Origin of the sequence: Pseudomonas sp. FFUP_PS_473, from assembly GCF_002858665.1 — a bacterium.
GTDB classification, from domain to species: Bacteria; Pseudomonadota; Gammaproteobacteria; order Pseudomonadales; family Pseudomonadaceae; genus Aquipseudomonas; species Aquipseudomonas defluvii.
In genome coordinates this window covers 100,696-117,090 of the sequence record NZ_PJQQ01000006.1, presented here as the reverse complement: position 1 = coordinate 117,090, position 16,395 = coordinate 100,696, and the positions used below count along the sequence as shown (strand labels likewise).

The following is a 16,395-nucleotide window of genomic DNA, read 5'->3' as shown; positions in this document are numbered from 1 at the left end:
ACGCAGTAGACCAGGCGCCGCTCACTTACGAATGCCGGGCCAGTATGCGAGGCAGTCTCGCCCAGGAAAATGCACGTTCCAGATGGAAGATTGTACTTTCCATAGCCAACACCCTCTTCAGGCCACACCCGACAGCAGCCACCTGCCTGACCGATGGCAGGCACAGACATGTCGCTGACAGGCAGAGTCAAGATCGCCCCGCCAGCGCCGGGTAAGCTCGTGCCATACGTCTATTTCAGCGCGGCAAGCCGCCGCCTGCTTCCCTGCCTGGAGTCTGCCCAGCATGAGCGATATCGCACTGCTTCCCTCGGTCAACGCCTTCCTTGAGCGCGACCATAGCCTGTACATCGACGGCGGTTATGTCGCCAGCAGCTCAACGAACAGGCTCACGGTGCTGAACCCGGCCACTGGCGAGGCGATTGCGCAGGTCAGCGATGCAACCCAGGCCGATGTCGAGCGCGCCGTCGATTCGGCCAATCGCGGCTTCAAGGTCTGGTCACGCACCAGCCCGGCGGCACGCGCCAGCGTGTTGTTCAAGCTCGCCGACCTGCTGGAGCGCCACCGTGAGGAGCTGGCGCAGATCGAAACCTGCCAATCGGGCAAGATCATCCACATTTCGCGCGCCTTCGAGGTCGATCAGGCGGCCCACTTCCTGCGCTACTACGCCGGCTGGGCAACCAAGATCACTGGCGAAACCATCACCCCGTCGCTGCCCTCCTTTGCTGGCGAGCGCTACAACGCCTTTACCCTGCGCGAACCGATTGGCGTGGTGGTCGGCATTGTGCCGTGGAACTTCTCCACCATGATCGCGATCTGGAAGCTGGCCTCGGCCTTGACCACCGGTTGCAGCATCATCATCAAACCAAGCGAGTTCACCCCGCTGACCATCCTGCGCATCGCCGAGCTGGCCAGTGAAGCGGGCCTGCCTGCCGGAGCACTCAACGTGCTGACCGGCGGCGGCAGTGTCGGCAAGGCGCTGATCGAGCACCCAGGCACCGACAAGGTGTCCTTCACAGGTTCGGTCCCGACCGGCATCGCCGTGGGCCAAGGCGCGATGGGTGCCAAACTGACCCGCGCCACCCTGGAGCTGGGCGGCAAGAACTCGGCGGGCTTTCTGCCTGACGTCGATATGGACAAGGCCGTCAATGGCATGATCGAAGCCGGCTTCCTTCACTCCGGGCAGATCTGCGCCGCCGCAGAACGCTTCTTCGTCCACCGCTCGCAGATCGAGCCGATGATGGACGCGCTGTCCAAACGCCTGGCGCAACTGAAGGTTGGCTCGCCACTGGATGAAAGCACCCAGTTTGGCCCGGTTGCGAACAAGCAACACCAGCAGAAACTGGCCCGGTTCTTCGCTACCGCCCGCGCCGAAAACAGCACCATCATTCATGGCGGCCAGATCAGCGAAGGCCCCGGCTGCTACGTGGAGCCGACGATCATCCTGGCCAACTCGGTGAACGACACCCTGCTCAATGAAGAAACCTTCGGCCCGGTCGCGACCTTCTTCCCGTATGACACCGAAGAGGAACTGCTGGCGCTGATGAACAACACCGCCTACGGCCTGAGCGCCAGCCTATGGACCAACGACCTGTCCAAAGCGCTGCGCCTGGTACCGGAAATCGAAGCCGGCACGGTCTGGGTCAACATGCACACCCTGCTCGACCCGGCCGTCCCCTTTGGCGGAACCAAGTCCTCGGGGATCGGCCGTGAATTCGGTGGGGCCTTCATCGATGACTTCACCGAACTGAAGTCGGTGATGATTCGCTACTGAACGCGGTGCAGGATGAATAATCTGTTGGCACAGGCGCATGACGGGACGGCGCACTAAGTTAATATGTGAACATTATCAGCCGCTGACGGGCGCCTTGTCGTGAACCACCCCCAACCTTCCACGTCGTCTCGCTGGCCCTCCTCGATCCGGGCGCTGCGCCACCGTAACTTTCGCCTGTACTTCGTTGGCCATGCGATTTCCACGCTAGGCACCTGGGTGCAGATGGTGGCGTTGTCCTGGCTGGTCTACCGGTTGACTGATTCCGCAGCGCTGCTGGGTATCACCACCTGCGCCAGCCTGTTGCCGCAGTTGTTTGTCGGCCCGATTGCCGGGGCCTGGATTGATCGCCACGACAAGCGCAGGTTGCTGATACTGACCCAGAGCCTGCTGGGCCTGCAGGCGCTGTTACTGGCGCTGCTGACCTACAGCGGCCACATTGGCGCGAACCTGATCGTGCTCATGTCGTTCGTCCTGGGCGTGCTGAATGCCGTGGACACACCGCTGCGCCAATCGCTGCTCAGCCGTTTCGTCGATGATGTCGACGACCTGCCAAATGCCCTGGCCTTGAATGCCTCGCTGTTTACCTGCTCGCGCTTCGTCGGCCCGCCGCTGGCCGGGCTGCTGCTCGGCATGACCGGCGAGGCGGTGTGCTTCGCCCTGAACGCGCTGTCCTACGGCGCGCTGATCTCCGGCCTGCTGGCCGTGCGCATGAGCGCCGGTGTGCGCGCCAACGGCAGCATGCGCAGTGTCTTCCGCGAAGGCCTGACCTACGCCTTGCAGACGCCATCGGTACGCGGTCTGATTCTCGGCGTACTGATCGTGAACATCACAGCCTCAAGCTACGCCGTGCTGCTGCCGGTGTTCGCCCGGGACATCTTCGCCGGTGATGCCAGGACGCTGGGCTGGCTTTGGGGGGCGGCCGGGTTCGGCTCGCTGCTTTCGACCCTGCTGCTCGCCGCTCACCGGTCCGCCGAACAACTGCAGCGCTTGATCATCGCCACCGCCGGCGCCAGTGCCGTCGCCTTGCTGGTGTTTGCGGCCAGTACCCAGCTGGCACTGTCGTTGGCGGCAATGGCGGTGCTGGGCTTCGGCGTGACGATCAACAACGTCGGCACCAACATCCTGCTGCAGAGCCAGGCACCTGAAGTGCTGCGTGGCCGGGTAGTATCGCTCTACACCTCGACCCGTTTCGGCTTCGACGCCATCGGTGGCCTGCTCGCCGGCCTGCTGGCGGCACGCTTTGGCGGCCCATGGGCCATGCAGATCGCCGGCGCCTTGCTCCTGCTTTACTGCGCCTGGCAACTGCTGGCGCAACGCCGAAGCGCTCGGCAACAGGCACAGGCACAGGCCAGCGAAACGCATTGAGCACGCACCCGGCCGTTTCAACCGATCAATGAACAGACAAGGTCGCGACATGAACGAACTGCTACGCCAGCAACCCACCATCACCCTGCGACTGGCCATGCAGGCGCTGCAAGCGGCCCTGGAAAAAGCCGAAGAAGAACAGGTACGCATCAGCCTGGTCGTGGTCGACCCAAGCGGCCTGCCGATTCACAGCGCGCACATGGACAGGGCGCCCCGGCCATCGCAGGACATTGCCCTGAACAAAGCACTGACGGCCGTGGGCTTCGGCATCGCCACGCAGGGCTGGCAAGCCCGCCTGGAGAAGTGCTCCGAGGGCGTCCGCCAAGGCTTGCCGCTGCAACGCAATATGGCCCTGTTTGGTGGTGGTGCACCCTTCCTGCATGAGGGGCAGGTAATCGGCGCCATTGGCGTTTCCGGTGCCTCCGAAGCCGTCGATGGCCGTTGCGCCGAGGCCGCCGTCGAACGCGTCCGCACGCTGCTCGGCCACTAGACTCAAGGTCAACGGTTACGCCCGTGGCCCGCTTGAAGGCCAAGGCCCGCACCGTCGCCCCAAAGGGTGCATCCTGTTTTACCTCACAACCTTTGTTCCAGGTGGCAGCCATGATCAACATCGAAACGCCAACCTACTACACAGCGACCAGGAAGTACGACCTGCACTTCCCGGACCTGCAAGCCGACCTGGAAGCGGATGTCGTGGTCATTGGCGGTGGCTTTTCCGGTATCAACACCGCACTGGAGCTGGCCGAAAAAGGCATCACCAATACCGTTGTGCTGGAGGCACGCTACCTGGGCTTTGGCGGCACCGGGCGCAACGGTGGGCAGATCATGGCGGGCATTGGCCACGACCTGGAAAAGATCAGGCAGGATGTCGGCGAAGCGGGCCTGCGCTCGATCTTCGAGATCAGTGACCTCGGTGCCGACATCATCAAGGCGCGTATCGCCAAGTACGCCATCGACGCGGACTTCTGCCACGGCTATGGCTACATGGGCTTCAACCGCCGCCAGGAAAAGACCCTGCGCAGTTGGGAAACAGCGTTCAAATCCCTAGATTCAAAACACGAGATCCGCTTCATGGCCGGCGCCGAGGTCAAGCAGATCATCGGCTCAGACGCCTACAGCAGCGCCCTGCTGCATATGGGCGGCGGCCACGTGCACTCCTTGAACCTGTTGCTGGGGGAAGCCCAGGCACTGGCCAGTCATGGCGTAAAGATCTTCGAGTACAGCCCGGCACTGGAGGTGTCCTACGGCGAACGGATCACCGTGCGCACGGCCAAAGGGTCGGTCAAGGCAAGCAAACTGCTCTGGGCCTGCGACAGCTTTCTCAACAAGCTGGAACCCGAACTGCACAAGAGCACGATCAACACCTATGCGTTCCAGATGATGACCGAGCCGCTGTCGGACGCACTGATCCAGCGCATCAGCCCCATCCGGGGGGCCTACAGCGACATTCGGCCGATCATCGACTACTACCGCGTCACCCGTGAAAATCGCCTGCTGTTCGGTTCAGCCACACCGTTCATCGAGCACATCCCGCTTGACCTGAAAGCCTGGAACCGCAGGCTGATGCTGAAGATTTTCCCGTACCTGAAGGACGTCAACATCGACCTGGCCTGGGGTGGCCCGATGGCCTGCAGCCCTAACCTGTTCCCGCAGATCGGCACCCTGCCCGGCCGTGCCAATGCCTTCTTCGTACAGGGCTACTCGGGCTTTGGCGTCACCCCCAGCCATATCATTTGCAAGGTGTTGGCCGAGGGCATGAGCGAAGGCTCAGCGCGCTACGACTTGATCAGTTCGGTCAGACGTATTCAGGTGTATGGCAAAGATCATTTCCGGCCACTGCTGCTCAGTGCCGGCAAAAGCTGGCACCAACTGTCAGGCTTCTGGTCTGGCCGCCGTTAACCCCCTGCTGCGGACGAAGACTGCACCATGCCTGCCTACACCGAAGCACTCGGCCAACACTGCCTGCACGCCTTCAGCCAGCAGGTACCCACGTCGCTAGGGGCGTTCTATCGCATCGACACGCAGCTACAAGCCTGTGATTTCCAGCTATTGGGCATGCAAGCGCCCATGCACCAGACCTACCTGGAGCACTACCGTCACCTCGACCCACTGCAACCCAGCAACTGCATGGCCATCGGCTTGCCGGTGGTGTCGCTGCGCCAAGGCCTGGCTTACCAAAGCGAGGCGAGCGGCAGCCAGTACCAGCGCTTTCTCAACCAGCATCAGGTGGTGGACGTGGTCGAGATAATTGCCCACGTCGATGGCCGCCCGGCCGCCGGCCTGTCGTTGTTGCGCTGCAGCGGTCTGGGCCTGTTCCAGGCGCACGAACTGCAAAGCCTGTTACCGCTGCACGGCCTGATGCAACTAGCGGCGCGTCAGTTGCCAAACACGCCGAGGGATGATCGCCTGCAACGGTTGACCCCACGCGAACGCGAGATAGCCATGCTGTTACAGGAAGGCGTGAGCAACAAACAACTGGCGCGCCATCTCGACCTTGGCCTGCCAACGGTGAAAACCCACCTGATCAACCTGTTCCGCAAGGTCGGCGTGAAAAACCGCACCGAGTTGGTCGGGGCACTGTTCCTCCCGGAAAACACTGGAACTCAACCCTCTGGTTGATACCGCCGTGCGCCAGCGGGAGGCACCATCCGTGCATCTTCCACCGCACGAGCAACCACCATGAATACCCCCCACTCAGACTGGATCACTGTAGGCGCCCTGGCCGAGGGCTTCGCCCCCGAAGCGTTTATCCTGCCGCAGCTCGCCGAACTGGCCGGCAAGCAGTTCAACCTGTTCTTCGCCAATGGCTGGGAAATCGTCCACCGCTTCGACGCCGAACAGCTGCACTGGGCCGCCGCCGACGGCCACTCCAGCGGCAGTGCCAGTTACCGCGCGACCTCGATACGCCCGGGGATCTACCTGGTGGATTTCCTCAAGAGCGAGCACGGCCAGGACTGGTCGATCTCGCTGGTACTGGACACCCTGACACACTCCTTTACCGCCGTTATCGGCCGTCTGCCGCGTGAACCAGAAACCCATGAGGGCCTTTACCACCTGGCCCTGGCCGGGAAAAGCCTGACCCGCGTGGACGCACAATTTTTCCACGGCAGCCTGGACACACCATGGCGCGAAGGCAGTTGCCCGCATGCACCGACGCAAGAACTGGTCGGTATCCGCAACTGCTACCGCTACAGCCCGACCGAGGTCTACGAGCACATTTACCTGAACGAACACTACTACGCCTGGCAGTGCCTGAAAGGTGTCGAACAAGGCCTGTGCGACACCGACCGCGCGCACTACTACAAGATCGCCGATCAGCTCTACCTGTTCGTCTGGCGCGAGAAGATCGTGCCAACGCTGGGCCTGGTGATGATCGACCTGATAAACCACCGCAGCGACGGCAAGATTTTCGGCTATGCCGGCGGTAGTTTCGATGAACTGTCGAACTTCCCGGTGTCCTCCTACTGCAACCTGGTCAACACCACGGTCCACGCGCATGACTAAGACGATCCTGATTACCGGTGGCGGAACCGGGATCGGTGCAGCCTGCGCGCGACGCTTGGCCGACCAGGGCGCCAACCTGGTGCTGGTCGGTCGTCGCCGGGAAGCACTGGAACAGGTCGCTGCCGCAACGGGCGCGCTGGTGCTGGTCGGTGATGCCGCCAGCAGCCAGGCCTGGGCCGGTTTCGTCGAGCAGATCCGCAAGCGCTTCGGTGGCCTCGACGCACTGATCGCCTGCGCCGGTGGTCATGGCCTTGGCGCGGCACTGGGCACCTCTGACGACGGCTGGCATGCAGCGCTGCGCAGTAACCTCGACAGCGCCTTCCACAGCGCCCGCGCCTGCCTGCCGTTGCTGATCGAGCGACGCGGCAGCATCGTCCTGATGGGATCGATTGCCGCTCTCGCTGCGGGCCCGAAGGTGTGCGGCTATACCACTAGCAAGCACGCGCTGATCGGCCTCAACCGGTCACTGGCGCGCGACTACGGCCCTCTGGGCGTGCGGGTCAATTGCGTCTGCCCAGGCTGGGTGCGCACGCCCATGGCCGATGAGGAAATGCAGCCATTGATGCAGCACTACCACGAAGACCTGGAGGCGGCCTACCGTCGGGTTACCGCCGATGTGCCACTGCGGCGCCCGGCCAGTGCCGACGAAATCGCCACGCTTTGCCAATTTCTGATCAGCGACCAGGCCTCGATCATCACCGGGGCGGTCATTGCCGCGGACGGCGGCTCAAGCATCGTCGATGTGCCGACCCTGGCCTACACCCACCTGGAGGGTGCCTGATGAGTACACACTTCGACTTCAGCGGGCAGACCGTACTGGTCACCGGTGGCGCACAAGGCATAGGCCGCAGCATCGTCGAGGGCTTCGCCGCCAGTGGTGCCAAGGTGTTGATCGCTGATCTGAACCTGGCTCAGGCGCATGCCTTGGTGGCTTCATTGCAGGCCGAAGGTCGATCGGCCGAAGCCATTGGCATCGACCTGGCGGACCCCGGGGCAATCTTCAGCCTGCTCGCACGCCTTGAGCGGCTGGATGTGCTGGTGCATAACGCAGGCTACTTTCCCCTGACTCCGTTCGCCCAGATCACCCCCGAGGTCCTCCAGCGCACACTGGCGGTGAACCTCTCGGCACTGTTCTGGCTGACCCAGGGCGCCCTGCCACTGTTCCAGCGCCAGGGCGCCGGCACTGTCCTTGTGACCTCATCGGTCACCGGTCCCCGTGTCGCCTTTCCGGGGCTGAGCCACTACGCCGCGTCCAAGGCTGGGGTCAACGGTTTCATCCGCAGCGCGGCATTGGAGCTGGCCGCCTGCAACATACGGGTCAACGGAGTCGAACCGGGCATGGTGCGTACACCTGCAATGGCCAACCTGGGCGATGAAGCACTCAATGTGCGCATTGCTCAGGGTGTTCCCCTGGGTCGTCTGGGCGAACCGCAGGACATCGCCAACGCCATGCTGTTCCTGGCCTCGGAGCGGGCTGCCTACATCACCGGGCAAACCCTCATTGTCGACGGCGGTGCAACGCTACCTGAAACCCAGGCCTCAGCCCCGCAACATCCTTGAGCAACACGCGACCGTGGCGGCAGCCGAGCAACTGCCGACACTGGCCGCCGGGATCAAGGGCACTGGCAGCCACGAACAAGACTTGCCCCCCACAACAACGCGCTAATAGCCCGTCGCCAGCCAGCACGCGACGACGATCTTGTCTGAACAAGGTAGTCCTTCAATCAAAAAACGCAGCCGTCCGTGCTACGAAGAAAAAACGAGGGAGAGTTTCATGGGTAAAAAAATTCACCTGTTGCCGTGGGTACAGGCCATCGGCCTGAGCGTCGCCACACTCGCCGCCAGCCAGACCGCCACGGCTTACGCACTGTATGCCGACGACGACACGCACCTGAACGCCGACTTTCTCGCGGTCTATGGCCTGTTCAACAGCCGCAAGAACTACGATGGCACAACGGGTGGCTCCACCTGGCGGGAAGGTTTCATCAAGTACGGCATCAGCGGTGATCAAGGGCTGGGCGGCAACGGTACGGCCTATGGTGCACTCAACTGGGTCAGTTCGGGCACCTGGGGTGACGGCGACGCGGCAGGCAATACCGACGGTTCCGAACGCACCACCAAGATTGAAGACGCCTACCTGGGCTGGCGTTCAGCCGATCTGTTCCCGGTGCTAGGCAAGGACGGTGTCGATATCTCCGCAGGCCGCCAGGTGGTCAAGATCGGCAGCGGCTTCTTGCTTAACGACGACGGCCCGAACCTGGGCAACGGCCCGGCTGACGGCGCACTGAACCGTGGCGGCGCTTACTACCTTGCCGCCCGTCATGCCTTTGACCGCACCGCCGTATTGCGCCTGGGAGGCAAGGACGGCCTGCATGGCAGCATGCTCTGGCTCAAATCCGACAACCGCGCACAGGCCGAGACCGAACTGGCCGCCGGCACCCTGGACTACACCGCTGACGTCGGCACCCTGGGCCTGACCTGGATTCATGGCCTGGGTGTCAGCGAGCAATGGGCCAGCGACTTCCAGAAGCAACGTGATGGCATGGATGTCTACAGCCTGCGCGGCGAAGGCAACGCAGGCATCGAAAACGCCAGCTTCGCCTTCGAGTACGCCTGGCAGGACAAGGACGCTGGCGCCGAAAAAGCCTGGTACACCGAGGCCGGCTACACCTTTGCCGATGTCGCCTGGGCACCGAAGTTGACCTACCGCTACAGCCGTTATTCCGAAGGCTGGGACCCGCTGTTCAACGGCCTGAGCACCGGCTACGGCACCTGGTTCCAGGGTGAAGTGGCCGCCAACTACTCCGGCCCGTTCAACAGCAACACCGGCGTGTACCACGTTGGTCTTAAGGCCAACCCGCTGGAAAACGTCACCGTCGGCGCGCTGTACTTCGACTTCAACACCCTGCACAAGAGCAATGCGCTGAACCTGGACGCTCGCGAACTGGACCTGTACGTCGAATGGGCGGTCAACGAGCACCTGGTGATCAGCCCGCTGGTTGGCCTGTACCAACCCAAGAAGGATGAAACCAACGGCGGCAACCAGGTGGGCGGCAACGGCACCAACGTCTACAGCCAACTCACCGTGGCCGTTCCGTTCTAACGACTCCACATGACCACCGCACACATCGAGCGGTGGTCGCATCCAGAGGGCTGGGTACGTTGCAGGTCAGCGTGGCACCAACAAGCCGGGCTGGATTAAAACCGCCAGAAGCGCCATCCTCCACGCCTTTTTCAAGCGACGCTCTCACGTTACGCGCGTAGACCGAGGAACAGCCCCATGCACACCCATCCCCTAGACGCCACTGACTTCACCTTTATCGAAGACACCTTGCTGAAGTACGGCGATGATCACTCAGTGCTCAACCCCTCCGAACTCGACGGCTACTTCACCGCGCTGGTCTCCAGCCCTGTGCAGGTGGACATCGCCGAGTGGTTCCCGGCCATCTGGGGCGGGCAAAACCCGGACTGGGAAAGCCCTGAGGAGTGCAGGCAGTTCATTGAGTTGAGCGTACGCCACATGAACACGCTGGCCTCGCAATTGGCCCTCGACGCGCAAGCCTTCAAGGCACGCTTTGAACAGACCGAACACCAGGGCCAGGCACTCACGCTGGCTGAAGAATGGTGCTTCGGTTACCTGCGCGGGGTCGCCGTAGGCAACTGGCCTGAGCTGCCAGCACCTCAAGCCGCACTGTTCCAGGCGATCAGCACCTGCGCCGAACAAGACAACTTCGAACTTCCGGCAGACCTGGATGTGCTTCGGCACCGCTTGCAGGTAGAGGCCATCGAGCCGGCTGCCCGCGCACTGCATGACTACTGGGTTGCTCAGCGCCAGGGGTGATTGGCCTGGTTAAGGCAGCCCCCCACTCACGAAAAGCGACTGAAAGGACCGCGCAAGACCATAGTGCAGTCACTTCAGCCCTTGGAGTGATTGAACTCACTCGATCAACCACATCACGCACCCCAAAAAACGCCGTTTCCTTTTAAAGACAAACGGCGCTATTTCTTTACATGGACAGCGTTAGGCACAAGCCGAGCGTTCAAACACTCTGTCGCCAGCCCCACTGTTAAGGCTGAACACCAGCAATTTTTTCCAGGCGAATCGGATAGCCTTGGCCTGGCTGAACAACCGTTTCAGTCTCTACGGTCTGGACCACACGGCCAGTTGCATCCTTGGTAACTGCTACAGATTTGCTATAGGTGCTCTGTACCACGCAGCCGGTCACGGATGCAGCGACAGCGGCTGTGAACACCAATGCTAAAGCAGACTTCATGCGGGATCTCCTTCCCAAAGTGATTGTGGCGCCCACTTTATCAGCATCAGAACTCGGCAGGCACTCAAATAGTGGCCAATTGCCAAAAACCAAAAACAACCGCCTCCCGTCCCTCTACGAAAAAGCCCCGCAGACGTTGATCTGCGGGGCTTTTGAAGCCAGGAACTCAAGCAGCAAACTGCAATGCTCAGCCAGACGTTCAGGTCAGCGCATCAGTCCTGAAGACCTTCCATCAATTTCAATGCGATTTTTTCGATCCCGACGTCCCTGCTTTGCTCAACCCCTTCGAATTGTGGTCGCCTGGGGTAGACGTCGAAATTGCAGTGGCTTTAGTGACACCGCGCGTATCTTTGGAATGGGCAATGCCAGACGTCGTGGTGCCATGGCCGCGATCACTATTGCGATCACTGCCGAAGTGGTTGCCGCTTGTGCCATGGTCGCGAACAGCCTTGCCGGCATGATCAGCGTCCAGCCCTTTACCACGACCGTTACTGTCAGCGTTGCCGGCGTGGCCTGAACCACTGTGACCACCACCATTGCCATTGCCGCCGCCATGACCACCACCATTACCGCCACCGTGACCACCACCATCCTTCGCATAAGCGGAGCCCATGATGGACAGGCCAGCAGGGAGCAATGGGGCCGCTGCAAGCGCCATGACGCACGACATTACAGCAACGAGACTCTTGTTTTTTAAACGCATGATGGCTTCCGTGAAGGTTGATATTGCACGTCCTATGACGCGCCAACCGCTCAACAGTTCACGCCTACGCGACGGACGGATGCGCTTTGTGACGGTGATCACTGAATCGTCAATCGAAAGCACCGTTGATGACCTCATAAATGAGCCCGGTTGCCAGCGTAACCAGGATCAGGTCAGTACCCGCCTGCTGCCACTCGTACCCATCATAGTGAGGCAACCTGCCAATCAGCCGACCATCCAGCTTTTTAGCGATTCCCGGCGGAAGCGGCTTACCACGGGCCAGGTTCTTTTGTATGCCAGGTGGCAAGGCTGGCCCTGGGCTCCAGTAATCTCGATAGCCACCAACGATGCCCAGGACACTTGCCCGGTTGATGCTGGGGCCATTATGCCAGTCACTGCCTCCTGAGTTTTTTCCGTTGTTGCCATGACCGCCCTGGTTGCCGTAGTCCTGGCTATTGTGCGGGTTTCCCTTGCCCCCACCTTGCCCTTTGCCATTACCAGGATCAGCCACAGCCGTGGCAGGGCCGGAAACCAGCGTCAAACAGGTAACCGCTGCAATCAACGCGCGAGATCTGAACATATCCGTACTCTCAGAAAGTGATGATCCTCTGGAATGTAGACGCTCCAGAGGATTTTGGTTCCATAAACACTCGCTCATCACGTACGGCGGCGCATCGACTGCTACTTCTGAGAGAGCGCAGCAATCGACATACCCGACGCGACAAAGGTCAGCCCCGCCCCCACGTTCAGCCCATTGACGAGTCGCGGTCGCTGACGCAGGCACTGCGATAGCGCTGTGGCAAACACACCCATGAGCGCAAATCCCACCGCGGTGAGCGCAGCGAACCCTATGCCGTACACCAACATCTGTATGGTCACTGAGCCCCGTTGGGGCTAGAAAAGCCTTGCGGCGCAGGCAAGGAATTGCAGCGTTGCCCTTAGGTGAGCAGCATTGCCTGCCAGCTGTTTGCACGCAAAACGTTCAAACCAAGTAAGGCTCAAACAGGCTCCGCACATTCACCCGCGCCTTCAGCTTCGCGGCCAACAGGTACAAGCCTCCCACCTTGCGATGCAGAAACAGTACATCCACCGGCGGTGAGCCCCAGAAGTCGCGATCGGCGCCCAGTTGCCACCCAGCATCGCGCAGGCGTACGGCGAGGTCAGAGGCCGCAAAGTCATAGGCGCCATGATGCCGCAGCGGCTCGCAGGCCTGGGCGATCAGGTCGGTCAGCAACGCTCGATGTCTGGGCAGGGTTTCAGGCTGAAAGTAGCCGATGTCCAACGCAGCGTCGGCGATGGCGGCGCGGTCTTCACGCAGGCCTGCAATCAGCAAGCGACGAAACGCCTCGGTGCTGTTGCGGGCATAACGGCGCGTGGCGCCGAAGTCGAGCAACACCATCCGGCCGGTATCCCGCTGATAGCGGTAATTGGCAAAATTGGGGTCGGTCTGCACGCACTGGAACTCGAACACCTCGCGCATAAGCAGGCCGAACAGCAACGCGATGATACGGTCGCGCTCTGCCTGAGGCGCGTCCTCCAATGACTCCACCGCGACCCCATCGACGAAGGACATCACCAGAATGGTTGGCGAGCTGTACTCGGTGTACGCACGAGGAACCAGAAAGTCAGGACTGTCGGCCAACAGTTGATGAAAGTGCAGTAAGTGCTCGGCTTCTTTGAGGTAATCCGCTTCGTCCTGCAGTTGACGCTTGGCCTCTTCGAGCAGCGGCGCAACGTCCATGCCTTTAGGCAGCAGCCCAGAGATGCTCAGCAAGGTAGCAACGTTGTCCACATCGCTGGAAATGCTCTCGCGCACGCCTGGGTATTGCACCTTGATCGCCAGGCGTTGGCCGTCTTTGCCTTGCGCCGCATGAACCTGGCCGATGGACGCCGCCGCCAATGAGGTAAAGGAAAACCGTTCGAAGCGCCCTTCCCAGCCCTTGCCCCAGCTTTCGTTGAGAACTGCGACCAGCTGGCTCATGGGCATCGGATGCGCGTCCGAGCGCAGACGGGAAAGGATGTCGCTGAGCTCGCGCGGCAACAAATCGCCTGCGTCCATCGACAACAACTGCCCGACTTTCATGGCGGCGCCACGCAGTTGCGACAGCTGATTTGCCACGCGTTGTACATTGCCAGGCGTCAACAGCAGGTCACTGAGCGCCGGACGTTTGCCTTGTGCCAACTGCCGAGCGCCTTCGGCCAGCATGCCGCTCGCAACGCCCGAGGCCAAGCTGCCAAAACGTATCAGCCGCGACAAGCGACTGCCCGGCACAGACGACGAACCGGGCTCTCGCGGCTTCATGAGTGGGTCGCCATAACGACCGCCCCAAGCAGCAGGCAGAGGCTCGCCACGCAGGTCAAGCGCAATCGCATCGGCAGGTACCAGTCAGGCAGGCTAATAACCCGAAACAGCTGCCGGTCCTGCCAATAGTGGACAACAAACCCGACGATCAACAGCAAACATCCCCAGGACACCGGCAGTAACGTGGCAGCCCACGCGACAAGGGCCGGGATGACGCTCCAGATGAACCGGTCGCGGCGCTGCTCGGCGCTCAGGTCTTGCACGGTCATGGCGAAGCCCCAGTGCAAGGCGCCAACGAAGCTCAGAATAACCGCGCCGTAGGTGACCAGCGCCACCGACCACAACGGCCGATATTCAAGAGAAAACGGAAGCAGCAGCGCCAGTGCAATAAACGGCAGCAAGCCGCCATAACCCAGCAGAGCAACGTGCCGTGGCGGCAAAGTCGAAGAGAACAGGTTCATTTGAACTCCTTATCAGTGGCAGACATTTAAGACTGTAGGCCCAAAAGCCCCGACGTGACTCCAGCGCATGCGTTCAACCCGCATCCAAATGAGCAGCTGTATCCTCCAAAAAACACAGGTCTGTCACTACTGGGCACGGAACCCTCTTGCTAACGTACCGTTCCCCCCTGTTTCGAATGGACTCCTCATGCGCCTTAAACTCTACCAAGTCGATGCATTTACTTCCGAAGTCTTCTCCGGCAGTCCTGCAGCCGTAGTCCCCCTTGAGTCTTGGCTTCCCGTAGAGATGATGCAGTCAATTGCGATTGAAAACTCGCTACCGGAAACAGCGTTCTTTGTCCGTAACGCGCACGGGCAGTATGAGATTCGCTGGTTCTCACCACTCACCGAGATCAACTTCTGCGGCCACGCAACCTTGGCCAGCGCTTTTGTGCTGTTCAACCAACCGGGTGCCTCCAAATCCATCACGTTCTGGGCCAAAGCGGTTGGAGAGATCCCGGTGACACAGTTACCCAGCGGTGAGATCGAGTTGAATTTTCCTGAGCTCGCGCCTCAGCCGCTTGTTGATGTGCCTGCCCAATTGGTGGAAGGTCTTTCGATCACGCCCAGCGAATATTGGGTCAACCGACAAGCCTACTTTGCCATCTATGCCGATCAACAGCAGGTCGAGACCGTGGTGCCACAACTCGACAAATTGATCAAATTAGGCCCGCGTGATGTGGTCGTGACGGCACCAGGTGAGCAGTACGACTTTGTCTCGCGCTACTTCTGGCCAGCCAACGGCGGTGACGAAGATCCGGTCACCGGATCCATTCATGCGGGGTTGGCACCCTTTTGGGCAGAGCGTTTGCAGAAATCGCGATTGTTAGCGCTGCAGGCCTCACGCCGACGCGGTGTGCTGGACTGCCGCGTTGAAGCAGGCCGGGTGTTTGTATCAGGGCACGCGGTGCAATATCTAGAGGGGAGCATTAGCGTGTAAAGCGGCCGGAAATGTAGCCGCCATTAGCGAAAAGCGCCGTTGCGCGCCACACATAACAGCATCACCAACTGTGGCGCGCAAGCGTGGGCATTTACGCAAGCGCGAGGCTCTGAGAACCCGCCGGAAACGCTGACTACTTGGCCTGCAACCGAAGGTTATTCAAGTGCTCAAGGGAGGCCATCTTTTCCGCTGTGCCTGCCGGCCCATCGCTCCCCATGATGGACGCATACGCGTCCTCGTACACCTTCGCAACAATCTGGGCATTCTCGGAGTGTTTCAGGAAAGCCATCAGAAGGTGTTCTACCGCATCGACTTGCGCTTGATTCAGGCTCACAACAACCTCCTTGGCCCGGCCCAATGCCGGTTACCCGTAATAACCCATCCAACCTCAAATAGCCACCCGGGTGAGCGGCTGAGGACTGTTCCGGATGCGGTGAAAATACTCAACGAGAAGCGATCAGAACTGGCGAACAGCCCTACAGGCCGCATGCCACTGGGGTGTTCCCGTCGAGTGTTGGAACCGAAGAGATATCAAATAGACATCACTGTGATAGCCTTGGCGACTCCACGTTAAGCGTCAAGGATCTAGAATGAAAAAGCTTATTCTGGTTGCGGCACTGGCTGCCTTTGGACCCGCCATGGCCTCTGCATCCAGCAATGTTGGCCAGTGCGTCTACCCTAAAACGACCGTTGCCAAAGATGGAAGTCTGAAGTTCAAGCAAAACGTTGTGATTTTCAGCGAACCCAATGCTCAGGCTGGCAATTCTGTCCTGAAGACGTTCAGCGCATTCACCATTGGCGCAGAAGCAAATGGCTTTGTGCAACTACTGACGGTTCCTGATTACGACGCCGCTGACCCGGAGCGCGATGCAGGTAAAGTGTTTGGATGGGCGAAGATGAAAGACTTCGACTTTCAGGCTCTGCGCAACTGCACCTGATTGACGCTCTGCTCAGCCAGGCTGCTTACGGCTGGCTGAGCGAAGCACACCGCCGACATCAGCGATTCGGCTATGGCTACCTGGCTGTTGCTCAAACC

At 60.7% G+C, this 16,395-nt stretch carries 18 protein-coding genes and 1 pseudogene; 12 read left to right on the top strand and 7 right to left on the bottom strand.

Features of this window, described 5'->3' with window-relative positions; translation table 11 throughout:
• The first annotated feature begins 283 nt into the window (after positions 1 to 283).
• From CYD26_RS06040 to CYD26_RS05995, 10 genes are all read left to right on the top strand, one after another.
• Positions 284 to 1,771 carry an aldehyde dehydrogenase family protein gene (locus tag CYD26_RS06040; protein WP_102052098.1) on the top strand — a complete coding sequence of 496 codons (1,488 nt, stop codon included), beginning with the start codon at positions 284 to 286 and terminating at the stop codon, positions 1,769 to 1,771.
• 99 nt (positions 1,772 to 1,870) lie between these two features.
• On the top strand, positions 1,871 to 3,136 hold the full coding sequence (locus tag CYD26_RS06035) for an MFS transporter (RefSeq protein WP_218197054.1): 1,266 nt from the start codon (positions 1,871 to 1,873) through the stop codon (positions 3,134 to 3,136).
• A 49-nt stretch (positions 3,137 to 3,185) separates the two neighbouring features.
• Positions 3,186 to 3,626: a heme-binding protein gene (locus tag CYD26_RS06030; protein WP_102052097.1), complete on the top strand. Its 441-nt coding sequence runs from the start codon at positions 3,186 to 3,188 to the stop codon at positions 3,624 to 3,626.
• Between the two features lie 110 nt (positions 3,627 to 3,736).
• Positions 3,737 to 5,035 (top strand): FAD-binding oxidoreductase, encoded by a 1,299-nt coding sequence (locus CYD26_RS06025; RefSeq protein ID WP_102052096.1) that lies wholly within the window; start codon positions 3,737 to 3,739, stop codon positions 5,033 to 5,035.
• Positions 5,036 to 5,062: 27 nt separating this feature from the next.
• A complete protein-coding gene (locus CYD26_RS06020; RefSeq protein ID WP_102052095.1) occupies positions 5,063 to 5,755 on the top strand; it encodes a helix-turn-helix transcriptional regulator in 693 nt (230 codons plus the stop codon).
• 60 nt (positions 5,756 to 5,815) lie between these two features.
• Positions 5,816 to 6,640: a molybdenum cofactor biosynthesis F family protein gene (locus CYD26_RS06015; protein WP_102052094.1), complete on the top strand. Its 825-nt coding sequence runs from the start codon at positions 5,816 to 5,818 to the stop codon at positions 6,638 to 6,640.
• On the top strand, positions 6,633 to 7,421 hold the full coding sequence (locus tag CYD26_RS06010) for an SDR family NAD(P)-dependent oxidoreductase (RefSeq protein ID WP_102052093.1): 789 nt from the start codon (positions 6,633 to 6,635) through the stop codon (positions 7,419 to 7,421). The genes CYD26_RS06015 and CYD26_RS06010 overlap by 8 nt, the downstream gene beginning before the upstream one ends.
• Entirely contained in the window at positions 7,421 to 8,200 is a 780-nt protein-coding gene (locus tag CYD26_RS06005; protein ID WP_102052092.1) for an SDR family oxidoreductase, read from the top strand. The genes CYD26_RS06010 and CYD26_RS06005 overlap by 1 nt, the downstream gene beginning before the upstream one ends.
• Positions 8,201 to 8,414: 214 nt before the next feature.
• A complete protein-coding gene (locus CYD26_RS06000; RefSeq protein WP_102052091.1) occupies positions 8,415 to 9,743 on the top strand; it encodes a hypothetical protein in 1,329 nt (442 codons plus the stop codon).
• A gap of 177 nt (positions 9,744 to 9,920) precedes the next feature.
• Positions 9,921 to 10,481 (top strand): UPF0149 family protein, encoded by a 561-nt coding sequence (locus CYD26_RS05995; RefSeq protein ID WP_099774451.1) that lies wholly within the window; start codon positions 9,921 to 9,923, stop codon positions 10,479 to 10,481.
• 226 nt (positions 10,482 to 10,707) lie between these two features.
• Here the strand turns inward: CYD26_RS05995 and CYD26_RS05990 are convergent, their stop codons facing one another.
• The 6 genes and pseudogenes from CYD26_RS05990 to CYD26_RS05965 form a co-directional block, all read right to left on the bottom strand.
• A complete protein-coding gene (locus CYD26_RS05990; protein ID WP_065757807.1) occupies positions 10,708 to 10,914 on the bottom strand; it encodes a hypothetical protein in 207 nt (68 codons plus the stop codon).
• Positions 10,915 to 11,152: 238 nt separating this feature from the next.
• Positions 11,153 to 11,617 (bottom strand): hypothetical protein, encoded by a 465-nt coding sequence (locus CYD26_RS05985; RefSeq protein WP_065757806.1) that lies wholly within the window; start codon positions 11,615 to 11,617, stop codon positions 11,153 to 11,155.
• A gap of 109 nt (positions 11,618 to 11,726) precedes the next feature.
• Positions 11,727 to 12,197: an anti-virulence regulator CigR family protein gene (locus CYD26_RS05980; RefSeq protein ID WP_102052090.1), complete on the bottom strand. Its 471-nt coding sequence runs from the start codon at positions 12,195 to 12,197 to the stop codon at positions 11,727 to 11,729.
• A gap of 101 nt (positions 12,198 to 12,298) precedes the next feature.
• Positions 12,299 to 12,511, bottom strand: a pseudogene (locus CYD26_RS25445) (LysE family translocator); the annotation flags it as partial.
• A gap of 88 nt (positions 12,512 to 12,599) precedes the next feature.
• A complete protein-coding gene (locus tag CYD26_RS05970) occupies positions 12,600 to 13,919 on the bottom strand; it encodes an AarF/ABC1/UbiB kinase family protein (protein ID WP_102052089.1) in 1,320 nt (439 codons plus the stop codon).
• Positions 13,916 to 14,380 (bottom strand): DUF3429 domain-containing protein, encoded by a 465-nt coding sequence (locus tag CYD26_RS05965; RefSeq protein ID WP_102052088.1) that lies wholly within the window; start codon positions 14,378 to 14,380, stop codon positions 13,916 to 13,918. The genes CYD26_RS05970 and CYD26_RS05965 overlap by 4 nt, the downstream gene beginning before the upstream one ends.
• A gap of 187 nt (positions 14,381 to 14,567) precedes the next feature.
• Here CYD26_RS05965 and CYD26_RS05960 point away from each other — a divergent pair, with 187 nt between their 5' ends.
• A complete protein-coding gene (locus CYD26_RS05960; RefSeq protein ID WP_102052087.1) occupies positions 14,568 to 15,359 on the top strand; it encodes a PhzF family phenazine biosynthesis protein in 792 nt (263 codons plus the stop codon).
• A gap of 133 nt (positions 15,360 to 15,492) precedes the next feature.
• Here CYD26_RS05960 and CYD26_RS05955 read toward each other — a convergent pair whose 3' ends face one another.
• Positions 15,493 to 15,693, bottom strand: coding sequence for a hypothetical protein (locus tag CYD26_RS05955; RefSeq protein ID WP_065757800.1), 201 nt, complete (start codon positions 15,691 to 15,693; stop codon positions 15,493 to 15,495).
• Between the two features lie 256 nt (positions 15,694 to 15,949).
• On the opposite strand from CYD26_RS05955, the gene CYD26_RS05950 reads away from it, so the two are divergent.
• Positions 15,950 to 16,297, top strand: a complete 348-nt coding sequence (locus tag CYD26_RS05950) for a hypothetical protein (RefSeq protein ID WP_102052086.1) — start codon at positions 15,950 to 15,952, stop codon at positions 16,295 to 16,297.
• The last annotated feature ends 98 nt before the right edge of the window (positions 16,298 to 16,395 follow it).